At 59.6% G+C, this 15,437-nt stretch carries 12 protein-coding genes; 5 read left to right on the top strand and 7 right to left on the bottom strand.

Going from position 1 to position 15,437, the window contains the following annotated elements:
* Positions 1 to 474: 474 nt before the first annotated feature.
* The 3 genes from B0E33_RS10445 to B0E33_RS10455 form a co-directional block, all read right to left on the bottom strand.
* Positions 475 to 1,818: a tyrosine-type recombinase/integrase gene (locus B0E33_RS10445; protein WP_077291184.1), complete on the bottom strand. Its 1,344-nt coding sequence runs from the start codon at positions 1,816 to 1,818 to the stop codon at positions 475 to 477.
* 528 nt (positions 1,819 to 2,346) lie between these two features.
* Positions 2,347 to 3,585, bottom strand: a complete 1,239-nt coding sequence (locus B0E33_RS10450) for a saccharopine dehydrogenase family protein (RefSeq protein ID WP_055657047.1) — start codon at positions 3,583 to 3,585, stop codon at positions 2,347 to 2,349.
* Positions 3,586 to 3,634: 49 nt separating this feature from the next.
* Entirely contained in the window at positions 3,635 to 4,732 is a 1,098-nt protein-coding gene (locus tag B0E33_RS10455) for a carboxynorspermidine decarboxylase (protein WP_077291185.1), read from the bottom strand.
* A gap of 391 nt (positions 4,733 to 5,123) precedes the next feature.
* Here B0E33_RS10455 and B0E33_RS31500 point away from each other — a divergent pair, with 391 nt between their 5' ends.
* The gene (locus B0E33_RS31500; RefSeq protein ID WP_022999159.1) at positions 5,124 to 5,246 is read left to right on the top strand and encodes a hypothetical protein; all 123 of its coding nucleotides are present in this window, start codon (positions 5,124 to 5,126) and stop codon (positions 5,244 to 5,246) included.
* A gap of 95 nt (positions 5,247 to 5,341) precedes the next feature.
* On the opposite strand, the gene B0E33_RS10460 is transcribed toward B0E33_RS31500, so the two are convergent.
* The 4 genes from B0E33_RS10460 to B0E33_RS10475 form a co-directional block, all read right to left on the bottom strand.
* Positions 5,342 to 6,994, bottom strand: coding sequence for an ABC transporter ATP-binding protein (locus B0E33_RS10460; RefSeq protein ID WP_062490987.1), 1,653 nt, complete (start codon positions 6,992 to 6,994; stop codon positions 5,342 to 5,344).
* A gap of 2 nt (positions 6,995 to 6,996) precedes the next feature.
* Positions 6,997 to 8,061, bottom strand: a complete 1,065-nt coding sequence (locus B0E33_RS10465; RefSeq protein ID WP_022999161.1) for an ABC transporter permease — start codon at positions 8,059 to 8,061, stop codon at positions 6,997 to 6,999.
* Between the two features lie 10 nt (positions 8,062 to 8,071).
* On the bottom strand, positions 8,072 to 9,028 hold the full coding sequence (locus B0E33_RS10470) for an ABC transporter permease (RefSeq protein WP_031268720.1): 957 nt from the start codon (positions 9,026 to 9,028) through the stop codon (positions 8,072 to 8,074).
* A gap of 185 nt (positions 9,029 to 9,213) precedes the next feature.
* Positions 9,214 to 10,824, bottom strand: a complete 1,611-nt coding sequence (locus tag B0E33_RS10475; protein WP_022999163.1) for an ABC transporter substrate-binding protein — start codon at positions 10,822 to 10,824, stop codon at positions 9,214 to 9,216.
* A gap of 420 nt (positions 10,825 to 11,244) precedes the next feature.
* Here B0E33_RS10475 and B0E33_RS10480 point away from each other — a divergent pair, with 420 nt between their 5' ends.
* From B0E33_RS10480 to B0E33_RS10495, 4 genes are all read left to right on the top strand, one after another.
* Positions 11,245 to 12,792 (top strand): trimethylamine methyltransferase family protein, encoded by a 1,548-nt coding sequence (locus B0E33_RS10480; protein WP_077291186.1) that lies wholly within the window; start codon positions 11,245 to 11,247, stop codon positions 12,790 to 12,792.
* Between the two features lie 62 nt (positions 12,793 to 12,854).
* Complete coding sequence (locus B0E33_RS10485; RefSeq protein ID WP_077291187.1) at positions 12,855 to 13,958, top strand: mandelate racemase/muconate lactonizing enzyme family protein; 1,104 nt, start codon at positions 12,855 to 12,857, stop codon at positions 13,956 to 13,958.
* Positions 13,959 to 13,971: 13 nt separating this feature from the next.
* On the top strand, positions 13,972 to 14,703 hold the full coding sequence (locus B0E33_RS10490) for an SDR family NAD(P)-dependent oxidoreductase (RefSeq protein ID WP_077291188.1): 732 nt from the start codon (positions 13,972 to 13,974) through the stop codon (positions 14,701 to 14,703).
* Positions 14,700 to 15,434 carry an SDR family NAD(P)-dependent oxidoreductase gene (locus tag B0E33_RS10495; RefSeq protein ID WP_077291189.1) on the top strand — a complete coding sequence of 245 codons (735 nt, stop codon included), beginning with the start codon at positions 14,700 to 14,702 and terminating at the stop codon, positions 15,432 to 15,434. Before B0E33_RS10490 ends, B0E33_RS10495 begins: the two co-directional genes overlap by 4 nt.
* Positions 15,435 to 15,437 lie beyond the last annotated feature (3 nt).

Genomic DNA, 15,437 nt, shown 5'->3' on the forward strand with positions numbered 1-15,437 from the left:
ACAGTCTGCTGACGGCCTCAAAACCCGTCAGACGGGCTACCGACTATGCTGCCTGCAGCCGAGAGAACAATTGGAGCCTGTAGCGTATATCCGGTAGGTGTGCGAATAGGCGGCAGCGCTCCTCCGCTACAATCTTTGCTTTGACCAACCAACGGGCATCTCGTTTGAACGGAAAGCGTCAGAATTCCAGAGCGGTCGCCGCGCACGTGCGCTTACGCACGCACGGCAAACGGCACCATTTCGACAGCCTGGACATGACGCAGTGCCAAATACTGCGACTTCCTAGCTCTTCTTAACTTGCTTACATGACTGCAAGCTGAAGAACCGGGCCTGCGGGCTTCAGCGCGAGTCGAAGGGTGATAGTCCTTTCAATTCCGAGCAATGAAACCGAAAGCCACTATCGTCCCGGAAGGATTGACCGGACTGCCAAATCGTTCTTAGGGGCGAAGCGGCTTCCGCTGACTGAGGCCCCACTTAGGCAACCTGAACGACATGTTTTTGGCCACCTTCGAGGCGTTCTGCCAGTATTCTGTTCATTGCAGCTGCCCGTGTATGGCGATCCAATGCATAAGTTGTTCGTGTGAACTGCACTCCGTCCAGAAGGCCCTGAATGTACCCGGCAACCGTGTCTGCCGCCATTATCAACGCCGTATCGACCGAGTGGATATAGCGGCTGGTGATGGTTCCCTGCGCATGGCCCAGAAGAGCCGCAATAGTCGACTCCGTAAATCCGAGATCATTCGCAACGCTGGCAAAGCTGTGACGCAGGACGTGCGGCGTGATATCGACAAGCGGCGAGTTTGCCAGAATCTTGCGCCAATGCTTGGGGAAACCAATGAACGGCTTTCCTTCGACCGTTCCCTCAAACACGGCACCGGCTATCGCATCAGTCTGCCGTGCCTCAAGAAGTTCCACAATCGGCAATCCGATAGGACGAACAGACGCTCCTTCCTTGCTGTCCCGAAGCCGTAAACAGCTATTGTTTGCATCAACTTCCCGCCAGTCAAGATTAATGATCTCCCCACGCCGGCAGCCTGTCAGCGCAAGTGCACGAACCATTGCAGCTGCAGTCGCAAGCTGATCGTCCCGATCAGCATCACAAAGCAATCGACCAAGAAGCCGGTATTCGTCTTCAGAAAGCCTTCGGTTGAGTTTTTGGTCGGCGGCCTTGCGAATTCCATGCGCCGGGTTGGTCTCGATAATGCCATTCTCGCGCGCATAGGTAAGGATGGCACCAAGCAAACCCAATGTGCGCGTACCCGTACCGACGCCACCCCGCACGATCGTTTTGCCATGCTTTCCCGTTTTCTCGGTCATCTTCGTCCTCCCGGAAGCAACATCACGCATGAAGCGCGTGATATCCGCGGATGTCAGATCCTTGACCCGGCGTGTTCCAAGCAGAGGGACAATGTGACGCTTGATCCGTCCCTCGTCGGTGTAGATCGTCGATTCCTTTTTCGGGCGGCGCTTCTTTCCGAGGATGAGCCCAGCCTTGGCATCCTCTAAATATCGCTGGCAGAGCTCCTTGACAGAGATCGCCTTGTGATCGAGTTCACGCTCCTCGGCCGGGTTCTCGCCCTGTGCGACACGCCCAAGCAACACACGGGCTTCCTTGCGGGCAGTCTCGGGAGTCCACACGCCATGCGGACCGATGGTGAACCGGCGCGAGCGGCCCTTGGCGCGGTACTGAACGACATAGCTCCGCCTCCCGGAGGTGAAGACCCGGAGGCCGAAGCCTTGGAGGTCATCGTCCCAAATGAAATAGTCGGCTTTGCCCGTTTCTGCTTGATCTACAATTCGCTTGGTCAGTTTCGGCACGTCAATTCTCCTGAACTAGAGTGGTCCCGGAGGCGCTCTTACGGAAGCACCACGGAAGCACCCGGACGGAAACTGCGACGCGTTCCTGGATACTGACTTCGGTTTGCGGATCTAGAAAAATCTAATTTACATAGTGACTTAGCGTGTCACGGCGAGTGAATAGAAACAGTGGCGAAAACCGTCCAGACGCGCTCCGAAGGCAGAGGTCACAGGTTCGAATCCTGTCGGGTGCGCCAATTCTCCTGACTTTCAGTATCGCAATCAGCCATTGGGCATCGGCTCGCTGCGATGGGTGTTTTTGCCTTTCTGTGAACACCCTTCCCGACCAGATTTTCAAAGCGACCAAATCGGGCGCTCAGACGACCGGCTTGGGCTGGCTGGCTGCAGGATATTTGTTCGAAAGACGGCTTTCTGTTCGTGGGCGAGGCCTGAGGGCACTATGCAGCCCGTTTGCTGTCGACTGAAACGCAAACAGCCCCGGTGGGTAACCGGGGCTGCGCAGGTTGATCAGCTGGAAAGGGCCTGGACTTAGAACTCCAGGGCGCGGTCGCCCTGGGCGTCCTTGATGCGGGTCGGCAGGCCGATGCGGTTGAGGATGCCGAGGAAGGGATGCGGAGGCAGTTCTTCCACGTTGGCCATCTTCTTCACGTCCCATTCCCCGGTGGCGATCAGCATGGCGGCCGCGACCGGCGGAACGCCGGCGGTGTAGGAAATGCCCTGACTGCCGACTTCCTCATAGGCTTCCTTGTGGTCGGCAACATTGTAGATGAACACCTCGTGCTCCTTGCCGTCCTTGGTGCCCTTCACGAAATCACCGATGCAGGTCTTGCCGGTATATTCAGGCGCCAGCGAAGACGGATCCGGCAGACACGCCTTGACCACCTTCAGCGGTACGACTTCCAGTCCTTCCGCCGTCTTGACCGGTTGCTCGGACAGGAGGCCGATGTTCTTCAGAACGGTGAAGACGTTGATGTAGTGCTCGCCGAAGCCCATCCAGAACCGGACGTCCGCACCGTCCATGTTCTTTGCCAGGGAATGCACTTCGTCGTGGCCGCACAGATAGGCCATGCGCTTGCCGACCACCGGCAGGTCATATTCCTTGCCGATCTCGAACATCTTGTTTTCCTGCCACTTGCCCTGCTGCCAGGAATAGACCGTGCCGGTGAACTCCCGGAAGTTGATCTCCGGATCAAAGTTTGTGGCGAAATAGCGCTGGTGGCTGCCGGCGTTGATGTCAACGATATCGACCTCGGTCACCTTGTCGAGATAGTCGTCCTTGGCAAGGCGGGCATAGGCGTTGACGACGCCCGGGTCGAAACCGGCGCCCAGAATGGCGGTGACGCCCTTGGCGGCGCATTCCTCGGCCCGTTTCCATTCGTAGTTGCCATACCAGGGCGGGGTCTCGCAGATCTTGCCCGGCTCTTCGTGAATGGCCGTGTCGATATAGGCCGCTCCCGTCTCCAGACAGGCACTGAGGACGGACATGTTCAGGAAGGCGGTACCGACATTGATGACGATCTGCGCACCGGTTTTGCGGATCAGCGCGCTGGTGGCGGCAATGTCCAGAGCGTTGAGTTCGTGTCCTTCCAGAACACCCGGCTGCTTCAGCGCCTTCTTGGCATGCACGGTTGCGATGATGTCGTCGCATTTGGATTTGGTGCGCGAGGCGATATGTATATCGCCGAGAACATCATTGTTCTGAGCGCACTTATGCGCCACCACCTGAGCGACACCTCCGGCGCCGATGATGAGAACAGTCTTTTTCATTTGATAAAGATACCTTCCTTGGACCTTGGGGGTGTTCGGGGTTCAAGTCTCAAGACAGACTTTGCTCGTAGTCCTGGTATGAAAACTCACGAGCAACGTGGACTGTGCCGTCCACTTCCTTGACCGCAATCGCGGGCATTTTCACGCCATTAAACCAGTTTTTCTTGACCATCGTGTAACCCGCCGCGTCCTGAATGGAAACCCGGTCACCGGTCTTGAGTTCGGCAGGGAAGTTGAACTCGCCGAATATGTCGCCGGCAAGGCAGGACTTGCCACAGATCATGTAGCTGTGCGGCCCTTCGTTGGGGGTCACCTTCGCGGTCTCGCGGTAAATCAGCAGATCGAGCATATGAGCTTCGATGGACGCATCGACGATGGCCAGGTTCTTGCCGTTGAAGAGCGTGTCCAGCACCGTCGTCTCCAGTGTGGTCGACCGGGTGATCGAGGCTTCGCCCGGTTCCAGGTAGACCTGAACGCCGTATTTTTCGGCGAAGGTCTTGAGGCGGTCGGCGAAGAGGTCGAGTGGGTAGTCGTCCCCCGTGAAATGGATACCGCCCCCAAGGCTCACCCATTGCGCCCGGCTCAAAAGCCCGCCGAACTTTTCCTCGATATCGCCAAGCATGCGGTCGAACAGCGTAAAATCGGCATTTTCGCAGTTGTTATGGATCATGAAACCGCTGATCCGGTCCATGACCTTTTCAATCTTGGTGACGTCCCATTCTCCGAGGCGGGAGAAAGGTCGGGCCGGGTCGGCAAGGTCGAAACTGGAGGAGCTGACCATCGGGTTAAGGCGCAGCCCGCGCACGATGCCGGCGGATTTGTCCGCGAACCGTTCCAGCTGGCTGATGGAATTGAAGATGATCTTGTCGGCATGGGAGATCACTTCATCGATCTCGTAGTCGGCATAGGCCACGGAATAGGCGTGGGTTTCCTTGCCGAAGCGCTCATGCCCCAGCCGGACTTCGTTCAGCGACGACGAAGTGGTGCCGTCCATATACTCGCGCATGAAGTCGAAAACACACCAGGTCGCGAAGCACTTGAGCGCCAACAGGGCCTTTGCGCCAGACCGCTCTCGAACGTAGGCGATCTTCTCCATGTTGCGGAGCAGCTTCGCCTTGTCGATCAGATAGTAGGGTGTCTCGATCATCTGGTTCCGTCGCCATCTTTGCCTGCGACCGGTTCGGGCCGCGCGGACAGGTGATTGGGAGCGATTTCCGGTTGCCCGGTTGTCCGGACCGGCCGGTTCGCCACAAGGCGTTCCAGCTTCGCTGTCGGCGTGACGGATACCGTCTCCATGCAGGACCTTGCAAGGGCCCGAGGCGTCTTTCTTGCTACAGCCGGTCAGCCGGCTGAGCCGCAATCTCCCGGTTTCACCGAGTTGCTATGCTTTACGTGAATGGAACGCAGAACAGTTATGCAAAAATAGGAGGGAGATTCGTGCTTTCACTCATTGAAATCTTAACTTTCCTCCCGTATTTGTCCGGCAGATCAAATATTCACCAGCCCGCTCAAGAGTTGGGCAAATTCTGGAGGTCGGCATGACCCGGGACGATCTCATTCGCGAATACAAGGCACAGAGCGGCTCCTGGCCGGCGCTTGTCGGCGTTTACGCCGTTATCGTGGGTGCGATGGCTCTTTCCGGCTACCTGATGGTCGGCTGATCCCGCACGCCTGACGAAAAGTCGGCAGAGTTTCAATCACCCCCGGAGCGACCTCCGGGGGTGATTGCATTTTAAGGCAGGCAAACCGCCTGCGATCAGACGTCGGCGGCTTCGCCAATGGCGTCGGTGCCGCGCTCTTCCAGAAGCGTCGTCAGCCAGTTCGGATCCATTTCGGGAACCGAAGACAGCAGCAAATCCGTGTAGGGATGATGCGGCGGCGTGAACATCTCGTCCTTCGGCCCCTGCTCCACCACCTTGCCGCGTTGCATCACCACAACCTCGTCCGCGATGGAGCGCACCGTCGCCAGGTCATGGGTAATGAACATGTAGGCCAGGTTGAACTCCTGCTGCAGCCGATCGAGCAGCTTCAGTATACCTTCCGCCACAAGCTGGTCGAGCGCGCTCGTCACCTCGTCGCAGATGATGAAGGCCGGATCGGCCGCCAGGGCCCTGGCAATGCCCACACGCTGTTTCTGGCCGCCGGAAAGCTCCGGCGGATAACGATTGTAGAATTTTGACGGGTCCAGCTCGATCAGGTCCAAAAGCTCATCGACACGGTTTTTCAGTTTCGCGCCGTGCAGCCCGCCATAGAACTGGGCCGGACGACCGATGATCTCGCTGATCCTGATCTTCGGGTTCAGCGCGGTATCGGCCATCTGGTAGATCATCTGCGCCTGGCGAAGCTGATCCTTGCTGCGGTCCTGATAGCGCGGCGGCAACGGCTCGCCCTTGAACAGGATCTGCCCCTTGGTGGGCGGCAGCAGACCGGTGATGCAGCGCGCCGTCGTAGACTTGCCGGAACCGGATTCGCCGACAACCGCAACCGTCATGCCCGGATAGATGTCGAAGGAAACATCATCCAACACCTTGGTCTTGCCGTAGGCCGCATCAATTCCCTGCACGGAAACGATCGGAATGGCACCTGCCTCGGTCGGGCGCTGCTTCTGCGGCCGCTGGAAGCTGCGGACGGCCCAAAGGCTCTTGGTGTAGTCCTCCTTGGGAGACCCGAGCATCTGCTCGGTCGGCGCCTCCTCGACTTCCTCGCCCTTGAGCAGCACCTTGATAGTGTCGGCCATCTGCGCCACCACCGCCAGATCGTGCGTGATGTAGATCGCCGCGGTGTTGAACTGGTCGACAATGTCCCGGATCGCCGCCAGAACCTCGATCTGCGTGGTTACGTCCAGCGCGGTGGTCGGCTCATCGAAGATGATGAGATCCGGCCGGCACGCCATGGCCATGGCGGTCATCGCGCGCTGCAGCTGGCCGCCGGAGACCTGGTGGGGATAGCGGAAGCCGATTTCGTTCGGGTTGGGAAGGCGCAGCCGCTCGTACAGCTGCATGGCGTCTTCCTGCGCCTCGACCCGCTTTTGAATGCGGTACTGGATCGGCGCTTCCGTGTGCTGGTCGATAATCCGGTGTGCCGGATTGAACGAGGCAGCAGCCGACTGGGCGACATAGGCGATGCGCGATCCGCGCAACGCGCGGAGATCGCTCTCCGGCGTCGTCGTCAGTTCCATGCCGTCGAACTCGATCGAGCCGCCGGAAATCCGGCAGCCGTCACGGGCAAAGCCCATGGAGGCGAGGCCGATGGTCGATTTGCCCGCACCCGATTCTCCGATCAGCCCCAACACTTCCCCCTTGTGCAGGGTAAGATTGACGCCATGAACGATCTCGACCCATTTTTCGTCCGAGTATCCCTCGATCCGGAGATCGGTGACCCGAAGCAGTACGTCTTTTTTCGGCACCATTCTCAAACCTCCTTCAGGCCGGAAGACCGGAACAGCATCCAGTCGACGACGAAATTCACCGCGACAGTCAGAAGTGCAATGGCGGCCGCCGGGATCAGCGGCGTCATTTCGCCAAATGAAATCAGTGTCGCGTTTTCACGCACCATGGAGCCCCAGTCGGCGGTCGGCGGCTGAATGCCGAGGCCAAGGAACGACAGGCCTGCGATCAACAGGAACACGAAGCAGAATTCGAGACCGAATTCGGCGATCAGTGGCGCTGTCGAGTTTGGCAGGATTTCACGGCGGATCAGGTACCAGGTGCCCTCGCCGCGCAGCTTGGCCGCTTCGATGTAGTCCATCACCACCACGTTGCCGGCAACCGCCCGGGTGAGACGGAAGACGCGTGGCGAATAGATGACGGCAACGACGATCACGATCACCACCAGGTTGGTGCCGAAGATACTGAGCATCAGCAGGGCGAAGATCAGTGACGGTACCGACATGATGACGTCTGCGACACGGCCGATGAGCTGATCGAACCAACCGCCCTTGGTGGCGGCAAGCAGGCCTGCAAATGCTCCCATGAAGAAGGCCAGCATGGTTGCCAGCAGCGCGAGGCCGACAGAGTTGCGCGCGCCGTAGATGATGCGGCTGAACATGTCGCGGCCGAGCTGGTCTGCCCCCAGAAGCATGGTTTCATCCGGCGGTGCAAAGGCCGACGAGATGACCTGTGCTTCACCGAAAGGTGCAATCACGGGGGCAAAGACCCCGGCGATGGCGTAGGTGAAGATCACGAACATGCCGAAGGCCGCTGTGAGAGGTGCGGTCCGCAACTCCTTGGAAACACCGGCGGGCGTGATGATGATCAGGAACTCCCGGAACGCGAAGGATGTCCCGGCGGCCAGTGCCAGAAGACCGGCAGCCGTAGTAATGAACCGGAGCGCCGGAGCGCCGCCGATGATCCCCGCGATGAAGGAGATCATCGTCAGGGAAAAGACAAGAATGAAGATCTTGCGCTTGTTGAAATAGGCCGCCAGGCAGGAAGCCCCGATCAGCAGCGCATAGTAGCCAATAACGAATGTGCTCATGTCGCTGCCCTTACTTCGGATGCCGCAAACGCGGATTGGTCAGGATCGCGCCCACATCGGCTGCCAGGTTCAGCAGGATGAAGGTTGCCGCGAAGATCAGACAGCAGGCCTGCACGATCGGGAAATCGCGTTTGGCAACCGCGTCCACCAGAAGCTGGCCCACGCCCGGATAGACGAAGACCACTTCCACCAGAACCACGCCGGTAATGAGGTAGGCGAGATTGAGTGCGACGACGTTGATGATCGGCGCCCAGGCGTTGGGCAGAGCATGTTTGACGATCACCTTCCAGGGCGGAACGCCTTTCAGCCGCGCCATCTCGATGTAGGGCGAGGCCAGAAGGTTGATGATCGCCGCGCGTGTCATGCGCATCATGTGCGCCGTCACCACCAGCACCAGGGTCAGCGCCGGCAGGAAGGTTCGATGCAACAGATCCCCGAAGCTCATGTCCGCGCTGAGGCTGGCAATGGCGGGGAAGTAGTTGGTCTTGACCGCCAGGTAGAGAATGAGGATGTAGCCGAGAAAGAATTCCGGAGAGGAAATCGATGTCAGCGTGACCACGTTGGCGACCCTGTCGAACAGGGTATTGCGCAGGAGAGCGACAATCACGCCGAGAACGATGGAAACCGGCACCGCGATGACAGCCGCATAGGTCGCCAGGAAAAGCGTGTTGACGAACCGGTCGCTGATGGCAGCACTGACCCGCTCGCCAGAGACGAGCGAGACGCCGAAGTCACCGGTGAGTGCACCGCCGAGCCATTGGAAATATCGCAGGATTGCGGGCTGGTCGAGGCCGAGCTTCTCTCGCAGGGCGGCGACGGTTTCAGGCGTTGCTCCCTGTCCAAGAACGGCCTGGGCAATGTCGCCGGGCAGCAGTTCAACTGCAAAAAAGATCAGGATAGAGACCACTAGTAGCGTGATCGCACCTAAGCCAAGTCTCTTAAGGACCAGCTGTAGGATGTCCCCCATTTGTCCCTCCAGAATAGGAAAGCCCGGCACGGCACATAGCGCCGCCGGACACATATCGGGCAGGTTCCTGTCAGCTCTTTTTGCTTTGCGTTGGCAGGAGCCCTGTCCGTCCAGGTCGGCCCGTCCCGCGTCCGGGGCAGGGCCAAATTGCAGGCGGCGGCCTTAGCCGCCGCCTAACCCCTCAATCAGGACTCGAACCACCAGCGGCTGGCGGCGCGCGCGCCGTCATTTTCCCAGCTGGCAGCCAGTTTCTCAGGCGTGCCTACCTTCGCGCTGTTGGCGTAAACGAAGTTGTTGAAGAACGGGATGATAGTGCCGCCATCGTCCCGGGCCAGCATCGCCATCTCGCGGTACATTTCCGCGCGCCGGGTATCGTCCAACTCGGCCTTGGCCTGAAGCAGAAGCTCGTTGAAGCGCGGGTTTTTCCAGTGAGACTCGTTCCAGGCCGCGTCGTTCTTGTAGGCCAGCGTGTACATGACATCAGGTGTCGGACGCGCGCCCCAGGACACGAGACAGAACGGCTTCTTCAGCCAGACGTCGGAATAGTAACCGTCGTTCGGTTCACGCACGACATTGATGTTGATACCCGCCGCCTTGGCGTGTTCGGCATAAAGCACCGCCATGTCGACTGCACCCGCATAGACGCTGTCCGCGGTGCTGAGGCTGACCGTGAGACCTTCCGCGCCCGCTTTCTTGAGCAGAGACTTGGCCTGGTCCGGATCGTAATCACGCTGCGGGATGTCGTCCGGCCAGTAAGGCTGGGCCGGCGAATGGTGGAAGTCATTGCCCTTGGTGGCTGCACCGAAGGTGATCTTCTCGATGATGTCATCCCGGTTCATGGCCAGCTTAAGCGCGTTGCGCACGTCCGGATTGTCGAACGGTGCCGTGTCACAGAACATCGGCAGCGTGATCGCGCCCGCGGACGGGATGTTGTGGATCTTGATGTTCGGATTGCGCTGCAGCAGACCCATGGTCTTCAGCTCGATCAGCGAGACCGCATCCACATCGCCGGTCACAAGTGCCGTCTGGCGAGCGTTCGGATCGTTCAGGGTGATCAGCTCGACCTTGTCGAAATAGGCGCCCTCACGGTGCCAGCCGTCATGCCTGCTGAGGCTGAACTGGACACCGAACTCGCCGTTGTCGATCTTGTAGGGACCGGTGCCGTCGCCAGACTGCCAGTCGATCGTGCCGTCGTCGTTGGCCGGGCAGATCGCCATGTGATAGTCGGTCATCAGCCATGGGAAGTCGGCGTTGCCGCCGGACAGCTTCACGACAACGGTATAGTCGCCATCCTTGGTGATGTCGGTGACATCCGTCAGCAGCGCCTTGGCTGCGGAGGTTGTCTTGTCGCCGCGGTGGTGGTTCAGCGATGCGATGACATCGTCAGCCGTCAGTTTCCTGCCGCTGTGGAACTCGGCGTTTTCAGTGATCTTGAAGGTCCATTCGGACGCATCCTCGCTGGCTTCCCAGCTGTCGGCCAGATCCGGCCCAAGCGACCCGTCGCCCATGATCATCGTCAGGTAGCTGCGGTGCGTGTGGGCGAGGAAAATCATCACACGGGTCAGATAGGTGCCCGGATCGTGAGAATCTGAGGTGTTGCCGTCGTGGATCCCCCAGCGGAACGTCCCGCCCTGCTTGGGCTGGGCTTTCGCCTCGGTCGACCACAGGCCTGTTGCGGTGCTTGCTGTCAGTCCGGCCAGCACGGAGTAGCGAAGGAAATCACGTTTACTGATCCCTCCCGTGCGGGCCGCTGCTTCAAGCCTTTCGAGCATCTCGGCATCTTTGGACTTCGTCATCTGTCTCCCCTTCCGGTTCTTCTTAAACAGTCACTTGCCAATTTCCCAAACGTAGCATCCGTTGTTTTTTTGTAACCATGATGCTCATTTGCGACATTTACATAGCAAAACACGAACTGCCCCTGCTCGGCCACCCCCATGGGTAAATTCCTCATTTAAAATGTTTAATGTTGACTGGTTGCCCAGATATTGTGCACAGCAACATTATTATGAATGATTTTTGATTTTCAGACAGGCACGGAAAATGCTACGCGCGTATATTCTGGTCTACTGAGACAGATCTCAGATAATTCTTTTAGATGAAAAACGATTATTCTCCAACAATGTCGGAAAATGCAGTGCCAGTTCGTATTTCGGCACTGTCGGGCGGTAAATCAGGCGCATTCTTCTTGTCAAAATAACCGATTACCGGAGAACAAGATGAGTGTTGCCCAACGCAGCCGCAGCGGCGGCCGTGCCGGCCGCCGGGCTATTCGCACCGCTCCCGACCATACCATGCTGCCCGGTCTGCGGCGCACTCTTCCCCTGTGCGAACCCATGGACGAAGAGCAGGTCCGAAAGCTGGACGATGCCTCCATGGCAATCCTGGAAGAGGTTGGAATCGTCTTTCGCGATCCGATTGCCCTTGCAGACTGGAAGCGGGCCGGCGCCAAGGTCGAGGGTGAGAGGGTCTACCTGGACCGGGGGCTGGTGCGTGAGCTCATCAGTTCGATCCCATCCAGCTTCACCTATCATGCCCGCAATCCGGCAAAGAATGTCCCGCTTGGAGGAGATCGTTCGATCTTCGTGCCGATGACCGGGGCACCATTTCTGCGTGATCTCGACAATGAGCGACGCAATCCCACGCTTGCGGACCTGGCCATGTTCCACAAGCTCAGCCACATGCTGCCGGCCCTGCATTCCAGCGCCCACCACATCGTGGAGCCGTACGACCACCCCATCAGCCACCGGCACCTGCGCATCACCTATTCTTCGATCAAGCATTCGGACAAGACCTTCATGGGCATGACGACAAGCCCGAAGAACGCCGAAGATGTCATGGAAATGTGCGCGATCCTGTTCGGTGAGGAGTATCTGGAGACCCATCCGGTCACGACAGGAAACTGCAACGGCAATTCTCCGCTGGTTTGGGACGAGACCATGCTGGGAGCAATGCGGGCCTTTTCGAAACGAAACCAGCCCGTGCTCTGCTCCCCCTTCGTGCTTGGCGGAGCCAATACCCCGGCAAGCGTTGTCCCCGCCGTTGCCCAGCTCAACGCGGAAGCCCTGAGCGCGCTTGCCTACACGCAGGTGATCCGGAAGGGTGCACCTGCGATTTACGGGCATTATCTGTCGACGGTCTCGATGAAATCCGGTGCGCCGATGGCCGGCACCCCCGAGATCAGCCTGATGAACTTCATGATCGGGCAAATGGCGCGGTTCTACGATGTGCCCTGGCGGACCTCCGGATCGCTCGGCGGTGCCAAGACCTTTGACGCGCAAGCCGGGTATGAGAGCGCAGCAACGCTGAGCGCCGTTATCCATTCAGGTGCCAACTATATCTGGCACGCGGCCGGCTGGAACGAGGCCGGGATGCATTGCTCCGTTGCCAAGTTCATTGTCGACGCCGAGCAATGCGCAATGGCCTACCGCATGGCGGAGGGCCCGCGCTGGGACGATTTCGATGAAGGCCTTGCCGCCATTCGCGACGTCGGCCCCGGAGGCCACTACCTGGGGCACCCGCACACCCAGGAGAATTTCCAGCGGGCGTTCTTCATGCCGGAGACCTTCGACAACAATTCCATCGAGCAATGGAAGGCCGAGGGAGAAGTGGAGATCACGGAACGGGCGCTTGGCATCGCCCGCAAGCTTCTGTCCGAGTATCAGGAGCCTGCTCTCGAGACCGCCAAAAACGAGGCCCTTCTCGATTACATCGCGCGGCGCGAGCGTGAAATCCCGGCGGCAGATGCGCTGAACCAGGACTATTGAACCGCGGTACCGGCCAAAAACCGGGCTGCCCGTGCTTTCTCTTCTGCCCTGCGAGGCGGTTCATGAAAATCAAGTCTGTCGAGATCTTCCGCCATGACCTGCCGGTCAAGGGCGGCCCCTACAAGATGGCGAACGCCGAGGTCTGGTCTCTCCAGACCACCCTGGTCAAGCTGATCGCGGACAACGGGCATATCGGCTGGGGGGAAACCTGCCCCGTCGGCCCGACTTACGCCGAAGCGCATTCCGGTGGAGCGCAGGCGGCGCTGCAGCAGATCGCCCCTGCGCTGATTGGCCAGGATGTTCGCCCCCTGACGATCGGTCGCCTCATGAACGGCCAGCTCAACGGGCACAACTACGCAAAGGCGGCAATCGACATTGCCGTTCATGACCTGCTCGGCAAACATCTGGGACTTAGGGTTGCCGATCTTCTCGGTGGTGTCGCCGCGGAACGCGTTCCCTCTTATTACGCAACCGGTGTCGGTGCTCCCGAAGAGATCGCCAGCATTGCCGCGGAGAAACGGGACGAAGGCTACCCGCGCCTGCAGATCAAGATGAGCGGTAAGGACGTCGAGCGCGATATCGAGACGATCCGCAGGGTCTGGGACAAGATCGCCGGATCCGGCATGCGTCTTGCGGTCGACGGCAACCGAGGCTGGACCACACGAGACGCGCTGCGCGTCAGTCGCGAATGCCCGGATATTCCGTTCATTCTGGAACAGCCCTGCAACCGGATCGAGGACCTGGAGAAGATCAGGCCGCAGATCCACCACGGACTTTACATGGACGAGAACGGTGTCGACCTGGCAACGGTCATCCGTGCCGCCGGGCGCGGACTGGTCGATGGATTTGGCATGAAAGTGACCCGGATCGGCGGACTGCAGCAGATGACTGCGTTCCGGGATATCTGCGAAGCCGTCTCGCTGCCGCATACCTGCGACGATGCCTGGGGCGGCGACATCATCGCTGCCGCCTGTACCCATGTAGCTGCGACGGTGAAGCCGTCTCTGCTGGAAGGGGTCTGGCTTGCGGAGCCCATGATCGAGGGCAGTTATTCCATCGGCGAAGGCGTGCGCATCCGGGACGGTCACATTGCCCTGCCACAAGGCCCGGGCCTTGGTGTCGAACCGGATGAGACCCTGTTCGGCACGGCGATAGCTACTTTCTGATCTGGAGGCCGATATGCGCTTTAAAGGCAAACGTGCCCTCGTAACGGGCGCCGCCGGTGGGATCGGCAAAGTCATCTCCCAGATGCTGCGGGCAGAAGGGGCACGCGTGGCCGCAGCCGACCGGAATTGCGATGCCGTTGATGCGGAAGTCCGGATTTCGGGAAACCTGCTCGACCCGGCCTATGCAGACGCACTGCCCCGCACCGCGGCCAAGGCACTTGGCGGCCTCGACATCATCATCAACAACGCCGGCGTCATTACCCGTGGTCCCGTGACCGAGACAACCGATCAGGACTGGGCGCTGTCGATCGGGGTCAATGTCGAAGCTCCTTTCCGTATCTGCCGGGCGGGTATCCCGTTGCTGGCGGAGGCCGGAGGTGGGGCCATCGTCAACATCGCCTCTTGCTGGGGTGTTCACCCGGGCCCGAACCACGCTGTCTATTGCATGACCAAGGCGGCGATCGCTTCGCTGACCCAGTGCATGGGCCGGGACCATGCCCACCAGGGCATCCACATCAATGCCGTCTGCCCGAACGAGGTCGACACACCGATGCTGCGGACCGGGTTCGAAAAGCGCGGCTTTGACCCCGCAACGGCGATTGCCGAACTGGGCAGGACCGTTCCGCTTGGCCGGGTGGCGCGGCCGGATGATATCGCGGACGTCGTTCTGTTTCTTGCTTCCGATGCCGCGCGCTACATGTGCGGTTCACTGGTTGAGGTCAACGGCGGGAAACCGGTGTCATGATGCGGTTCGAAGGAAAGACTGTCCTCGTCACGGGCGGGCGAAGCGGCATTGGTCGTGCGATTGCCCGGCGCTTGCAAAATGAAGGTGCCAGGGTCTTCACGGCCCAGCGCGGCGAGGATACGGAGTTTGAGTATGTCCGGGCGGATTTTGCCGACATGGAAGCCCCTGCCCGCATTATCGAAGACGTGGTAACGAAAGGTGGCAGGCTGGATGTGCTCGTCAACAATGCCGGCCTGATGCAGGAAGCGGCGATCGAAGACATGTCGCTCGCCGACTGGCAGCACTCGTTGGCGGTCAATCTGACCGCGCCTTTCCTGATGATCAAACATGCCTTGCCGCATTTGCGCCAGACACGCGGAAGCATCGTCAATGTCGGCTCCATCGAAGGCATCGGCTGCAATCCGCTACACGCTGCCTATTCCGCCTCCAAGGCCGGGCTTCACGGCCTGACGCGCGCCGTTGCGGTCGATCACGGCAAGGACGGCGTCCGCTGCAACGCGGTTGCGCCAGGCTGGATCGATACGGAACTCAATCTCGAATTCATCAAGGCGACCCCGGATCCAGATGCCTTCCGGCGCGATATTGGCAAGATCCACCCGGCTGGCCGGACGGGCAAGCCGGAGGAAGTTGCCGCCTTGGTCGCTTTCCTGGCAGCGGAGGAAAGCGGTTTTATCACCGGTCAGGTCTACACGGTCGACGGTGGCAGAATGACCAGGTTGAGCTTGCCCTGAAGG

Origin of the sequence: Roseibium algicola (assembly GCF_001999245.1) — a bacterium.
Lineage (GTDB): Bacteria > Pseudomonadota > Alphaproteobacteria > Rhizobiales > Stappiaceae > Roseibium > Roseibium algicola.

Bases quoted from the DNA above. Each gene is read 5' to 3' on its own strand.
- B0E33_RS10450 (WP_055657047.1), bottom strand. From the start codon at position 3,585: ATGAAAAAGACTGTTCTCATCATCGGCGCCGGAGGTGTCGCTCAGGTG.
- B0E33_RS10455 (WP_077291185.1), bottom strand. From the start codon at position 4,732: ATGATCGAGACACCCTACTATCTGATCGACAAGGCGAAGCTGCTCCGC.
- B0E33_RS31500 (WP_022999159.1), top strand. From the start codon at position 5,124: ATGACCCGGGACGATCTCATTCGCGAATACAAGGCACAGAGCGGCTCC.
- B0E33_RS10460 (WP_062490987.1), bottom strand. From the start codon at position 6,994: ATGGTGCCGAAAAAAGACGTACTGCTTCGGGTCACCGATCTCCGGATC.
- B0E33_RS10465 (WP_022999161.1), bottom strand. From the start codon at position 8,061: ATGAGCACATTCGTTATTGGCTACTATGCGCTGCTGATCGGGGCTTCC.
- B0E33_RS10470 (WP_031268720.1), bottom strand. From the start codon at position 9,028: ATGGGGGACATCCTACAGCTGGTCCTTAAGAGACTTGGCTTAGGTGCG.
- B0E33_RS10475 (WP_022999163.1), bottom strand. From the start codon at position 10,824: ATGACGAAGTCCAAAGATGCCGAGATGCTCGAAAGGCTTGAAGCAGCG.
- B0E33_RS10480 (WP_077291186.1), top strand. From the start codon at position 11,245: ATGAGTGTTGCCCAACGCAGCCGCAGCGGCGGCCGTGCCGGCCGCCGG.
- B0E33_RS10485 (WP_077291187.1), top strand. From the start codon at position 12,855: ATGAAAATCAAGTCTGTCGAGATCTTCCGCCATGACCTGCCGGTCAAG.
- B0E33_RS10490 (WP_077291188.1), top strand. From the start codon at position 13,972: ATGCGCTTTAAAGGCAAACGTGCCCTCGTAACGGGCGCCGCCGGTGGG.
- B0E33_RS10495 (WP_077291189.1), top strand. From the start codon at position 14,700: ATGATGCGGTTCGAAGGAAAGACTGTCCTCGTCACGGGCGGGCGAAGC.